Annotated in this window: 10 protein-coding genes; 4 read left to right on the top strand and 6 right to left on the bottom strand. The window is 69.2% G+C overall.

Annotated elements, in window-relative coordinates:
- Positions 1 to 18 precede the first annotated feature (18 nt).
- From ACEZHJ_RS06115 to phbB, 3 genes are all read left to right on the top strand, one after another.
- Positions 19 to 1,197: an acetyl-CoA C-acetyltransferase gene (locus ACEZHJ_RS06115; protein WP_163139005.1), complete on the top strand. Its 1,179-nt coding sequence runs from the start codon at positions 19 to 21 to the stop codon at positions 1,195 to 1,197.
- Positions 1,198 to 1,263: 66 nt separating this feature from the next.
- Positions 1,264 to 1,788 (top strand): polyhydroxyalkanoate synthesis repressor PhaR, encoded by a 525-nt coding sequence (gene phaR / locus ACEZHJ_RS06110; protein ID WP_018719348.1) that lies wholly within the window; start codon positions 1,264 to 1,266, stop codon positions 1,786 to 1,788.
- Positions 1,789 to 1,992: 204 nt separating this feature from the next.
- Positions 1,993 to 2,739, top strand: a complete 747-nt coding sequence (gene phbB / locus ACEZHJ_RS06105) for an acetoacetyl-CoA reductase (protein WP_018719347.1) — start codon at positions 1,993 to 1,995, stop codon at positions 2,737 to 2,739.
- A 52-nt stretch (positions 2,740 to 2,791) separates the two neighbouring features.
- Here the strand turns inward: phbB and ACEZHJ_RS06100 are convergent, their stop codons facing one another.
- The 3 genes from ACEZHJ_RS06100 to ACEZHJ_RS06090 form a co-directional block, all read right to left on the bottom strand.
- Complete coding sequence (locus ACEZHJ_RS06100; RefSeq protein ID WP_163139006.1) at positions 2,792 to 3,796, bottom strand: alpha/beta fold hydrolase; 1,005 nt, start codon at positions 3,794 to 3,796, stop codon at positions 2,792 to 2,794.
- Entirely contained in the window at positions 3,793 to 4,494 is a 702-nt protein-coding gene (locus ACEZHJ_RS06095) for a poly(R)-hydroxyalkanoic acid synthase subunit PhaE (RefSeq protein WP_163139007.1), read from the bottom strand. The genes ACEZHJ_RS06100 and ACEZHJ_RS06095 overlap by 4 nt, the downstream gene beginning before the upstream one ends.
- Before the next feature lie 123 nt (positions 4,495 to 4,617).
- A complete protein-coding gene (locus ACEZHJ_RS06090; RefSeq protein WP_163139008.1) occupies positions 4,618 to 6,078 on the bottom strand; it encodes a M48 family metalloprotease in 1,461 nt (486 codons plus the stop codon).
- A gap of 256 nt (positions 6,079 to 6,334) precedes the next feature.
- On the opposite strand from ACEZHJ_RS06090, the gene ACEZHJ_RS06085 reads away from it, so the two are divergent.
- Complete coding sequence (locus tag ACEZHJ_RS06085; protein WP_163139009.1) at positions 6,335 to 7,423, top strand: AI-2E family transporter; 1,089 nt, start codon at positions 6,335 to 6,337, stop codon at positions 7,421 to 7,423.
- Positions 7,424 to 7,460: 37 nt separating this feature from the next.
- On the opposite strand, the gene ACEZHJ_RS06080 is transcribed toward ACEZHJ_RS06085, so the two are convergent.
- From ACEZHJ_RS06080 to ACEZHJ_RS06070, 3 genes are all read right to left on the bottom strand, one after another.
- Positions 7,461 to 10,553, bottom strand: a complete 3,093-nt coding sequence (locus ACEZHJ_RS06080) for an efflux RND transporter permease subunit (protein ID WP_018719342.1) — start codon at positions 10,551 to 10,553, stop codon at positions 7,461 to 7,463.
- Positions 10,550 to 11,656 carry an efflux RND transporter periplasmic adaptor subunit gene (locus tag ACEZHJ_RS06075; RefSeq protein ID WP_018719341.1) on the bottom strand — a complete coding sequence of 369 codons (1,107 nt, stop codon included), beginning with the start codon at positions 11,654 to 11,656 and terminating at the stop codon, positions 10,550 to 10,552. Before ACEZHJ_RS06075 ends, ACEZHJ_RS06080 begins: the two co-directional genes overlap by 4 nt.
- Before the next feature lie 161 nt (positions 11,657 to 11,817).
- Positions 11,818 to 12,441, bottom strand: coding sequence for a TetR family transcriptional regulator (locus tag ACEZHJ_RS06070; RefSeq protein WP_018719340.1), 624 nt, complete (start codon positions 12,439 to 12,441; stop codon positions 11,818 to 11,820).
- Between the last annotated feature and the right edge of the window lie 117 nt (positions 12,442 to 12,558).

Here is a 12,558-nt window from a genome sequence, read left to right as displayed (position 1 = left end):
CGGGTCAGGGAGGCAGTAATGGAAGATACGGTCATCGTCGCCGCCGGACGCAGCGCCATCGGCAATTTCGGCGGGGCCCTCTCGCAGCTCTCGGCAGTGGATCTCGGCACCCAGGTGCTTCGCGGTCTGCTCCAGCGCGCCGGCGTGGACGGCGAGCAGATCGACGAGGTGATCCTCGGCCAGGTCCTGGCTGCCGCCGCCGGTCAGAACCCGGCGCGCCAGACGGCGCTCAACGCCGGTCTGCCGGTAAGCTGCCCGTCCATGACCATCAACAAGGTCTGCGGTAGCGGCCTCAAGGCGACCCATCTCGCCAGCCAGGCGATCCGGCTGGGCGATGCGCGCACCATCGTCGCCGGCGGCCAGGAGAGCATGAGCACCGCACCGCACGCCCTGCCGAAGTCCCGCACCGGTCAGCGCATGGGCGACTGGAAGCTCGAGGACACCATGATCAAGGACGGCCTCTGGGACGCCTTCAACCAGTACCACATGGGCGTCACCGCGGAGAACCTGGCGGAGAAGTACGGCATCTCCCGCGAGGAGCAGGACCAGTTGGCCGCGACCTCGCAGCAGCGCGCCGAGGCCGCACAGAAGGCCGGGCGCTTCGCCGACGAGATCATTCCCATCGAGATCCCCCAGCGCAAGGGCGATCCGATCCGCTTCGACGAAGACGAGTTCATCAAGCACGGCTGTACCGCGGAGGGGCTCGGTAAGCTGCGCCCGGCGTTCAAGGGCGATGGCAGCGTCACCGCCGGCAACGCCTCCGGGATCAACGACGGCGCCGCCATGGTGCTGATGATGTCCGCGGGCCAGGCGGAGGCGCTCGGCCTGGAGCCGCTGGCGCGGATCCGTGCCTATGCCAACGCCGGCGTGGATCCGGCCTACATGGGCTCCGGCCCGGTGCCGGCGACCCGGCGCTGTCTCGAGCGGGCGGGCTGGTCCATTGGGGACCTGGACCTTATCGAGGCGAACGAGGCCTTCGCCGCCCAGGCGCTTGCGGTCAGCCGCGAGCTCGAATGGGACATGGAGCGTGTCAACGTCAACGGTGGTGCCATCGCCCTCGGTCATCCCATCGGGGCCTCCGGCGCCCGTATCCTCGTCACGCTCCTCCATGAGATGAAGCGCCGGGACGTGCACAAGGGACTGGCGACGCTGTGCATCGGCGGCGGACAGGGCGTCGCCCTGGCCGTGGAGCGATAGAAACCGCCACGCGCCGTCCGCCCCCGGGCGGCGCCCTCATCACCCAACGGCCAGGCAAGAGCACCCATGTCCGAGACCCGAGTGATCAAGAAATACCCGAATCGCCGGCTCTATGACACGGCGATCAGCAGCTACATCACCCTCGCCGACGTCAAGCGCCTCGTGCTCGACGGCGTGGACTTCGAGGTGGTGGACGCCAAGACCAAGGCGGATCTGACCCGCAGCATCCTTCTGCAGATCATCAGCGAGGAGGAGGAGGGCGGCGAGCCCATCTTCTCCAGCGATCTGCTCGCCCAGATCATCCGCTCCTACGGCGGGAACATGCAGAACATGCTCACCAGCTACCTGGAGAAGAGCATGGAGATGTGGGAGGAGCAGCAGCGCCTGTTCCACGAGCGCACCCGCAGCCTCATGGGCGGCGACCCGATGGAGATGCTCAGCCAGATCACCGAGCGCAACCTCGCGATGTGGCAGGCGATGAGCGGCTTCAGCGACGGTGGCGCCCGCCGCGGCTCCTCCTCCGGCTCCGGCGGCGGCAGCGACAAGAAGGGCGGCGGCTCCAGCTCCGGCGGCGGCAACAAGGACGACTGAGCCGGCCGCCGCATTCCGCATTACCGGCCCGGTGCTCCTGCGCCGGGCGGTCTCCCCTCTCCCGCTCCGTGGCGGCACGGGCGGGCCCGGAATCCGGTTGACACATCCCCGGGGCGGTCCTACGCTTGCCCGGTATTGTGCGCCGCACAATCCGCGTTGTGCGTGCGCGTCCATTCCGATCCATAGATTCAAGAGGTAGCCGGCATGAGCGAACGTCTGGCCCTGGTGACCGGCGGCAACGGCGGTATCGGTACCGAGATCTGCAAGCACCTGGTGCGCTCCGGCCACCGGGTGGTGAGCACCTGCGTCGACCCCGAGCGCGAGAACATCCGCGAGTGGCAGGCCGAACTGCGCGAGGCGGGTTACGAGGTGGACTGGGTCGCCTGCGACGTCTCGGATTTCGAGGCCTGCGTAGAGATGGCGAACCACGTCGAGCAGGAGTTCGGCAACGTCGACGTCCTCGTCAACGCCGCCGGCATCACCCGGGACGCGTTCCTGCACAAGATGGACCCGGACAACTGGCAGGCGGTGATCACGGTGGACCTCAACAGCGTGTTCAACGTCACCCGCCAGTTCGTCGGCGCTATGCGCGACCGCGGCTACGGGCGGATCGTCAACATCTCCTCGGTCAACGGTGCGGCGGGGCAGTTCGGCCAGACCAACTATTCCGCCGCCAAGGCCGGTATCCACGGCTTCACCATGGCGCTGGCGAAGGAGAGTGCGCCCAAGGGCGTGTCGGTGAACACCGTCTCCCCGGGGTACGTGCGCACGTCCATGACCGCGGCCATCCCGGAGAAGGTGCGCGAGTCCATCGTTGCCCAGATCCCGACCGGGCGGATGGCCGAGGCGGAGGAGATCGCGCGGGTGGTGGCCTTCCTCGCGGAGGAGCAGTCCGGCTACATCAACGGGGCGAACATCCCGGTGAACGGCGCGCTGTTCTGCAGCTTCTGAGCCCTGCCCCTGATGCATGCCCGAGGCGGCGGTCGCTTCGCCGCCGGCGGGCTCATTCCCTTGCCGAGAGCCAGTCGTCCAGCGCGGGATAGAGCGTGCCGTGGGCGTGACTGCTGATGAACACCCCCAGGTGTCCGCCGGGCAGCCGGTGCTCGGTGTACTCCCCGCCGGTGCGCCCGGCCAGCGCCGTGGCCGCGGCCAGCGGCACGAGGTGGTCCGCCTCGGCGGCGGCGTTGAACACCGGCACGCGGACGTCCTCCAGGCGCACCGGCCAGCCGCGCAGGGTCAGGCCGCCCCGGATCAGGGCGTTGTCCCGGTAGAGGGCACGCACGAACTCCACGAACGCGGTCAGCGCCTGATCCGGTCCCTCGTACATCCAGTGCTCCATGCGCAGAAACTCCCCCAGGGCCTCGTCGTCGTCCTCGGGGACGGTGCGGTAGCGGTCGATGAGCAGCGGCAGCGGGCGCAGGGCGGTGAACGCCCAGTTGAGCTCGCTGGCAGGGACGTTCCGGGCGCTCGCGTGAACCGCCGAGAGGTCCATGCCGCGGGCCATGCGTGCGAGCGTGTCCTCCGGGCCGGCACCGTCCACCGGCGTGGCGAGCGTGGTCAGCGTTGCCGCGGCCTGCGGGTTGCGTGCCATGTGGCAGAGCGCGAGGTAGCCGCCCTGGCAGACGCCGGCGAGGTGCGGCGGGCCGTCGCCGTGGCGCGCGCGCACCGTGGCCAGGGCGTTGCCGATGCCGGTCAGGGCGTAGTCGGCGAGGTCGCGGAAGCGGTCCGCGGCCTCCGGGTCCCGCCATTCGAGCAGGTAGACCGGCCGGGAGGCCGCCAGCCGTGCCACCACCGAGCGCCGCGGCGAGACGTCCAGCAGCTCGGGGCGGTTGACCAGCGAGTAGACGATCAGCAGCGGGCGTCCCGGCCCGCCAGCATAGTGGCGCAGGCGATACAGCGGTGTGGTCTCGACGACGGTGTACGCCTGCGCGAGGCGTTCGGCGAGGCCGCGGGCACGGGCGTTGGCGAGGCGTCGTCCCCCGGTTTGCCGCCGGCGTGCTGCGTTCATCCCGTCCCCGATCCGGCGAGCTGGCGCTCCAGCCGCGTGATGCGCTCCTGCGCGTTGGCGAGCTCGGCGCGGCTGGGCAGGCCCAGCGAGGGTGCGATCTCGTCCATGACCGCAGTGAGCGCGTTGCGGGTGGCGGTGGCTGCGCTCCAGAAGGCGGCCAGGGCCTCGGCGAGGCCGCCTTCGGCCAGGGCGCGCTCGTAGCGAACCTCGACGCAGGTCGCCCAACGCGCCAGGCGTGTCTCCGCGTCCGGCTCCGAGGTGTGTTCGATTGCCGCGGCGTAGTCCTCGGTGCCCGTGGCGACGATACCGGCGAGCGTGCCGGCGAGGGTTAGGGCGGCACGCTGCCAGTCGTGCAGATTCGAGGCGAGAGCGGTCAGCTGGCGCTGCAGGCTGCCCCCGGGGCCGAATCCGGCCGTCCCCGCCGGGGCCACAAAGCGTGCCAGCGGGCCGAGAAAAGCGAGGCCGGTTTCCCAGTCCGGTGGTGCGGGAGGGGCGGAGGGCAGGGCGGCCTGCCACTGGTGCAGGCCCGCCGCGCTGGTCCTGGCCGCTTCAGGGGTGGCGATGGCGGGATCGCTGCAGTGCTCCCAGAGCCGTTCCAGCGGCGGCAGGTCATCACCGGCGCCGAGGCCCCACGCCTGCTGCAGCGTGGCGAACCACCGTGCCATCTCCGCCTGCCAGTCTTCCGCGCCCGTGCCCATGGTCGTTGTCGTGCCTCGCAGTGGGGCGTGCGCCCGCCTCGTGGCGGCTGCACAGCGTCGCCGTCACCGCCGCCCTCGGCGGTCCGGGCGACAGTCTAACATCGCGGCTGGCGGGGCGCGGGGTCACTCCCCGGATGAGGGTTCCCCGTCCTTGCCGGATATCTGCTGTTGCCAGTTCTGCTGCAGGGCCCGGGCACGGGAGCGCTGGTAGCCGTCCGCGGCGGGGCTTGAGAGGACGTCGTCGAGCTGGCGCAGTGCACTGCGCAGGTCGCCGCGGGCGGCGTAGAAGCGTGCCATGGCCAGCGAGGCCTCCGCTTGCCGGCCCGCCGCGTCCGCGGTGCGGGCATGCAGGCGGAGAAGATCGTCGGACCAGGGATGGCGCTCGGCAGCGGCGGTGACGGCCTTGAGGGCTTCCTCGTGCCGGCCAGCGGCGGTGAGGGCCTGGATGCGCCGGTACTCCAGGGCATAGTCGTCCGGGAACAGTGACAGCCCCTCCTCGAGGATGGATATGGCCTGTGCGGGCTGCTCTGCGGCCCGGGCGATGTCGGCCCGGGTGAGGTAGTACGCGGCGCGCTCCCCGCCATCCGTGGATGCCGTGTCGAGCGCCTTGCGGGCGGCATCGAGGTGGTCGGCACGGATGAGGGCGACGGCGAGCCCGTAGTGTTCGGCACGGGTCGCCTTGCCGTCGTCCAGCTGGCCGCGCAGGCGCTCTACGGCGGCGCTGCCGCTGTGGGCGGTGATGGCCGCGAGGCGCGCGTGAATGAGCGCGAAGTTCGCGCTCTCGAAGGTCTTGCCCTGGGAGGCCGCCAGCTCGTCGGCGCGCTGGCGGCTCTCGGCGATGCGCTCCTCGGTGAGCGGATGGGTGCTCAGGAACGGCGGAGGCGTGGCACTGTAGCGGCTGGCGTCGAGCAGGCGGCCGAAGAAGCGGGGCATGCCATGGGGATCGAAGCCGGCCCGCGCGAGCAGCTCCTCGCCGATGCGGTCGGCCTCGTGCTCGTGTTCCCGCGAGTAGGCGAGCTGGCTCTGGGCCGCACTTGCCATGCCGGACATCGCCGCCGCGGACCCGGCCTGCGGGTCCTGGGTGCCTATGAGGATGCCCGCGAGGATCATTGCCATGGTGCGCAGGCTGCTGCCCTGGGCGGCGAGGATGCGGCGCGCGAGGTGACGCTGGGTGACGTGGGTCATCTCGTGGGCCAGCACCGAGGCGAGCTCGCTCTCGCTCTGGGCGGCGAGGAACAGCCCGGTGTTCATCCCGATGTAGCCCCCGGGCATGGCGAAGGCGTTGATCCGCGGGTCGTCGATCAGGAAGAAGCTGAAGCCGTCGCTCGGACGGCCGGAGTACCCGGCCAGCCGCACGCCGAGGTCGTGGATGTAGCCCGTTATCGCCGGGTCGTCGACCAGCGAGGCCTCCCGACGTATCTCCCCCATCATGCGCTGGCCGATCTCGTGCTCCCGGGCCGGGGTCATCACCTGGTCGGCGGGATCGCCCATGTCCGGCAGCGAGAGATCGAGCGCGGCGCCGGCCGCCGGTGCGGTGACGATCCCGGTGGCGAGGATGAGCGCGCTGAGCAGTGTTCGTGCCATAGGCTGCCGGCCGGCGGTTGGGTGTGGGTGATCAGACCGGCCTTCGCGGCGGACGTTCCCCGCCGTGATCATCCGGTCCCAGGCTGACATTATCGTGGGAATCGCTAGTAGTATACCCGCGCGGGGCCCCGGGACGTGATGCCCGGCCGGATGTCCGGCCGAGCCGCATCGCCATGGTCCGCCCGCGGCCGCGACGGGCGGCGCGGGCCGGCGGGCCGCCCGGGTCACTCCAGTCACGCAGCCGACGGGCGAGGGTATGCAGACGATTCGCGATTGGCTTTGGCGCCACATGAATGACCCCCAGGTGGTCGCCCTTACCGGGGTGCTGCTCGTCGGGCTGGGCACAGTGGTTTTCTTCGGCGACATGCTCGCGCCCGTGTTCACGGCGATCGTGATCGCGTACCTGCTCGAGGGGGTGGTCCAGAAGCTCGAGCACTGGATACCGCGGGGGCCGGCGGTGATCGTGGTCTTCCTGCTGTTCATGGCCGGCTTTGCACTGGTGATGTTCGCGCTCATGCCCACGCTCACCCAGCAGGTTGCGCAGCTGGTCGAGAACCTGCCGCGCATGCTCGATCGCGGTCAGACCACATTGCTGCGGCTGCCGGAACGCTATCCGGAGTTCTTCTCCGCCGAGCAGGTCAGCAGCCTGCTCGCAGCGATCCGCCAGGAGTCCGTGGACCTCGGGCGGATGCTCGTTTCCTCGGTCTCGCTGTCCTCGGTGGTGAAGATCTTCACCCTCGTCGTCTATTCCATCCTCGTGCCGCTGCTGGTGTTCTTCTTCCTCAAGGACAAGGCGCGCCTGCTCGGCTGGGTGCGCCGCTGCCTGCCGCGCCACCGCACCCTCGCGGACACGGTCTGGCACGAGGTGGACATGCAGATCGGCAACTACGTGCGCGGCAAGTTCCTGGAGATCCTCATTGTCGGTGCGGCGGCCTATATCACCTTCGTGCTGCTCGGCCTGCAGTTTGCCGCGCTGCTTGCCGTGGTGACGGGGCTGTCCGTGATCATCCCCTACATCGGCGCGACGGTGATCACCGTGCCCATTGCGGTGGTGGCGTACTTCCAGTTCGGTCCGAGCAGCGAGTTCATCTGGGTGATGGCGGCCTACGCGATCATCCAGGCCCTGGATGGCAACGTGCTGGTGCCGCTGCTGTTCTCGGAGGTGGTGAACCTCCACCCGGTGGCGATCATCGTTTCGATCCTGGTCTTCGGCGGCATCTGGGGCTTTTGGGGGATATTCTTCGCGATCCCGCTGGCGACGCTGATCAACGCCGTCATCAACGCCTGGCCGGAGCCCGAGCCGCCGGAGGCGGCGCGCGGCGAGGCCGACGACGCCTCCGGCTGACGGCGCGCGGGCACCGCGGCCCGCCCGCTGCCCGTGGTCACAGGCCGTGGGAGCCGGAATCGGGCTCGTGCGTGTCATCCTGTTCGGCCAGCCGGCGCTGCTCGGCGGCGTGGTCCCGGGCCAGCAGCACGTAGAAGCCGGGGAGAACGAACAGGGTGAACAGCGTGCCGATGCCCAGGCCGGTGCTGATGGTCAGGCCGATGGCGAAGCGGCTGACGGCGCCGGGGCCGCTGGCCGTCAGTAGCGGCACCATGGCGACGATGAGCGCCACCGAGGTCATGATGATGGGCCGCAGCCGGATGGCGCCGGCCTCCAGTACCGCGTCGACCTTGGACAGCCCCTTTTGGATCTGCTGCTGGTTGGCGAACTCCACGATCAGGATGCCGTTCTTGGCGACCACGCCGATGAGCGTGATCAGTCCCACCTGGGTGTAGATGTTCATGCTCGCGAAGCCGAGGGTGATGAACGCCATTGCCCCGGCGATGGACATGGGTACGGACACCAGGATGATGAACGGATCGCGCCAGCTCTCGAACTGCGCGGCGAGCACCAGGTAGATCACCAGCAGCGACAGGAAGAAGGTCGTCACCAGCGCGGTGCCCTGCTGCTTGAACTGCCGCGAGGCCCCGGTGTAGTCGACCCCGTAGGAGCGGGGCGCGATCTGCGCGGTCTGTGTCTCCAGATAGCCCAGCGCCTGCCCCATGGTCACGCCGGGCGCCATCACGCCCTCGATGGTGATCGAGTTGAGCTGCTGGAACTGCGTGCGCTCCGATGGTTCCACCCCCTGCTTCAGGGTGACCAGCGAGGACAGCGGCACCAGCGCACCCGTGTCCGCACGGATGTAGTAGTCGCGCAGCATCTGCTCGTCGAGTCGGAAGCGACGCTCCACCTGGGGGATCACCTGGTAGCTGCGCCCGTCCATGCTGAAACGGTTGACGTAGTCGCCGCCGAGCATGGTCGCCAGGTTCTGGCCGATCTCGCGCATGCTGATGCCCAGGTCGCCGGCGCGGTCGCGGTCCACCTGGATGGAGACCGTGGGCCGGTCGAAGGCGATGGACTTTTTGAGGAAGGCGAAGTTGCCGCTGCCCATGGCCTTGCCGACGATCTCGTCGGCCACCTGGTTCATGTCCTCGTAGCTCGCCCCGGAGGTGAGCACGAACTGCACCGGCAGTCCGCCCCCGGCGCCCGGCAGGCTCGGGCGCGGGAAGGCGCTGATCTGCAGTCCGGCGACCTTGCCCAGTGCGCTCTGCAGCTGCGGCTGGGCCTCGAACTGGGAAACGTCGCGGTCGGCGTAGCTCTTCATCTTGAAGCCGCCGAAGATCGTGTTCGCCGAGTCGCCGCCGAGGATCATGAAGCTTTCCTTGTAGCCCGGCACGCCCTCCATCTGGGTCTGGATGTCCTGGCCGTAGGCCTCCAGGTAGTCGAGGGTGGCGGTTCGCGGCCCGGTGGCCTGGAAGAACAGGATGCCCTGGTCCTCGGTGGGGGCGAGCTCGTTCTGGGCGGTGACGAACATGAAGTAGATCGACACCAGCACCGCGACGGCGAAGATCACGAGCACCGAGACGGTCTGCAGCGCGCGGCCGAGCAGTGCCCGGTAGCCGCGGGCGAGGGCGTTGAACGCCCGCTCGACCATCTGCTCGAAGCGCCCGGGGTTGCCGTGGGGCTTGAGGACCTTGCCCGAGAGCATGGGCGAGAGCGTGAGCGCGATCACGCCGGAGACCAGCACGGCGCCGGCCAGGGTGAAGGCGAACTCCGTGAACAGGGTGCCGATCAGCCCGCCCATGAAGCCGATGGGGGCATACACCGCCACCAGCGTCGTGGTCATCGCGATGATGGGCACGGCGAGCTCGCGGGCCCCCTGCATGGCGGCGTGGAAGCGGGTCTCGCCGGACTCGATGTGGCGGTGGACGTTCTCCACCACGATGATGGCGTCGTCCACCACCAGGCCGATCGCGAGCACCATCGACAGCAGTGTGAGCAGGTTCAGGGAGTAGCCCAGGGTGAGCATGACGAACGCGCCACCGATGAGTGACAGTGGCACGGCCACCGCCGGCACCGCCGCGGCACGGATCGAGCCCAGCGAGAGGTAGACCACCAGCAGTACGATGGCCACCGCTTCCAGGATGGTCTTGTAGACCTCGTCGATGGAGTCCTGGATGAACTCGGAGGCGTCGTAGGGCAGGACCACGTGCATGCCCTCGGGGAGCTGGCCGCGGACGGTCTGCACCCGCGCGGTCACGGCCTGCGCGGTGTCCAGCGGGTTCGCGCCGGGGGCCTGTTCGATGGCCATGAACACCGCCGGCTTGCCCTGGTACCACGCCTCGGACGTGTACTCCTCGGCGCCGAGCTCGCTGCGGGCGATATCGCGCAGGCGCACGAGGGTATCGCCGTCGCCGCGGATGACCAGATCGCGGAAGTTCTCCGGGTCGGATACGTCCGTGGTGGCGGTCAGGGTGATGGCGGTGTAGTCGCCCTTGGTCTGGCCGACGCCAGCGAGGTAGTTGTTTGCGCGCAGCACCTCCGCCACGTCCGTGGGCGTGACGCCCAGCGAGGCCATGCGGTCCGGGTCGAGCCAGATGCGCATGGCCAGGCGCTTGCCGTGCAGCCGGGCCTTGGCCACACCGGGCACGGCCTGGAACTGCGGCTGGACCACGCGCAGGAGGTAGTCCGTGACCTTGGGCACGCTGAGGTCATCGCTGTAGAAGGCGAGGTACATCAGCGCCGTGGAGTCACCGGTAGAGGACTCGATGACCGGGTCCCGCGCGGCCTCCGGCAGTACGTTGCGCTGGCTCGCCACCTTCGCCTGGATCTCGGAGACCGCCGCGTTGGGGTCGTAGTTCAGCTCCATATGGGCCTCGATGGTGGAGGCCCCCTGGCTGCTGGTCGCGGTGATGTAGTCGATGCCGTCGGCCTCAGCGATGGCCTGCTGCAGCGGTGTGGTCACGAAGCCCTTGACCAGCTCGGAGCTGGCGCCGGGATAGGCCGTGGACACCGTGACCACGGTGTTCTCCAGCTCCGGGTACTGGCGCAGCTCCATGAGCCCCAGCGACCGGGCACCGACCAGCAGGATCAGCAGGCTGATCACCGTCGCCAGGACCGGGCGACGGATGAAGATGTCGGTGAATCTCATTCGCCGGAGACCTCCCCGTCGAGGGCGGTGCTGTTGTCGACGGTCACGGGCTGGCCGTCACGCAGCTTGACCAGCCCCGCGCGGACCACCTCCTCGCCGGCGGACAGCCCGTCGGTGATCTCCACACTGCCGGACTGCGTGGCGCCGGTGGTCACGGCACGGCGCTTGGCGACGCGCTGGCCGCCGTCGTTCCCGGTGACGACGTAGACGAAGTCGCCGTAGGTGTTGTAGGAGATCGCCGTGCGCGGGACCACCACCACGGTACGTTCCTCCGGCATGAGGGTCTGGACGCGGGCGAACATGCCGGGGCGCAGGACGTCGTCCGGGTTCGGCAGGGTGGCGCGCACGTTCACGCTGCGGGTGCCCTCATCCACACCGGAGTCGATGGCGGTGATCTCGCCCTCGAACTGCCGTTCGGGGTAGGCGCTGACCCGGATCTGTACGGTCTGGCCGTTGCGGAGGTCGCCGAAGCGGCGTTCGGGCACGGCGTAGTCCACGTAGATGGGGTCCAGCGCGGTCAGTGTGACCAGGGACTGGCCGGCGGTGATGTACTCGCCCTGGTCCACCTGCTTGATGCCCAGAAGGCCGTCGAACGGCGCGCGGATCACCTTCTTGGCGATGCGCGCCTCCTGCTCGGCGACCTGGGCCCGGGCGGCCTCGTAGCGGGCCTTCGCCTCGTCGTACTGGGACTGGGAGACGGCACGCTTGGGCAGGAGGTTGGCGTTGCGCTCGAACTGCACCCGGGCGAGCTCGCGATCCGCCTTGAGCCCGCGCAGGGAGGCCTGATCGACACTGTCGTCGAGCTGTACGAGCACGTCGCCGTCCTTCACCCGGCTGCTGGACTCGAAGCTTACCTCGCTGATCTTGCCGGCGACCTCGGTGGTGATCTCGATGCCCTGCACCGGCGAGACGCTGCCCACGGACTGGATACCCGGGCGCCAGCTCACCTCGCGGGCCGTGGCCGTGGCGATGGTGGCCGGCGGCTGCGGCTGGTTCGCCTGCTTCGCCATCTCCTGCATCTGGAGGTACTTCCAGCCGAAGATGCCGCCGAACACGAGTCCCAGGAAGACGACCACCAGGAACAGCCGGATTATGACCTTCATCAATTCTTTTCCCCGTTTGCCGAACCGCTAATCATCGGCACAGCCGCCGGTCCGTTCAACATAATTTTTGGCAGTGGATCGTGAAGAGAGTGTGATGGTGGCCGCGCCGGCAGGCGTGACGCCCTCAAAAAGTAGGCGCCGAGGCGGGGAATGCAACCCCTTCAGGCGTCGGGCAGGATCAGAGGGCCGAAGAAGGCCTCCAGGAGGGTGTCCGCGTCGTGCTCGAGATCACACTCCGCGGGCTTGCGCAGATACTGGCTGAACAGTCCGGACATGTAGGCGTGCAGCGCCATCGCCGCGACCCGCGGCGGGATCGCCGGGTTGAGCCGGCCCCGTGCCTGTACCCGCTCGAACTGCTGTTCGAACAGGTCGATGATCTCGGCGATCAGCGTGTCCTGGCGGGCAACGGCCGGGTTGATGTCGTCCACGCGCTCGCTGCGGTGGAACAGGATCGTGTAGACCCGGCGGTGACGCAGGTCCTGGGCGATGCGGTCCAGCCCGTGTCGGCACAGGCCGCGCAGGGTCTCCACCGGGTCGCCGTCGTGGGTCCGGCAGAGCTCCTCGACGAGCTCGGCCATCGGTGGGCGCACGCGTTCGAGCATCGCCTCGAAGAGGTCGCTCTTGTCCTGGAAGTGCCAGTAGATGGCGCCGCGGGTGAGCCCCGCGTGACGGGCGATCCGCTCCAGCGAGGTGCGGGAGACGCCGTTCTCGAGAAACGCCTCCTCCGCGGCGTCCAGCAGCCGTTCCCGCGTCGCTTCCGATTCTTCCTTGGTTTTCTTGGCCATAGGGTTACCCCGGGATGTGCGCGCCGCCGGCCAACCCGCGGTATGCGGCCCGGCCCGGGCGTCGATCCGCCGCCCGGGCCGGCGACGGGGCCGAGGCACTATGCTCGGCCCGTCGAG

This window comes from Arhodomonas sp. KWT2, from assembly GCF_041949875.1.
Taxonomy (GTDB): Bacteria; Pseudomonadota; Gammaproteobacteria; order Nitrococcales; family Nitrococcaceae; genus Arhodomonas; species Arhodomonas aquaeolei.
The sequence above is the reverse complement of the archived record's forward strand: the minus strand, read 5'-3'. Positions and strand labels throughout refer to the sequence as shown.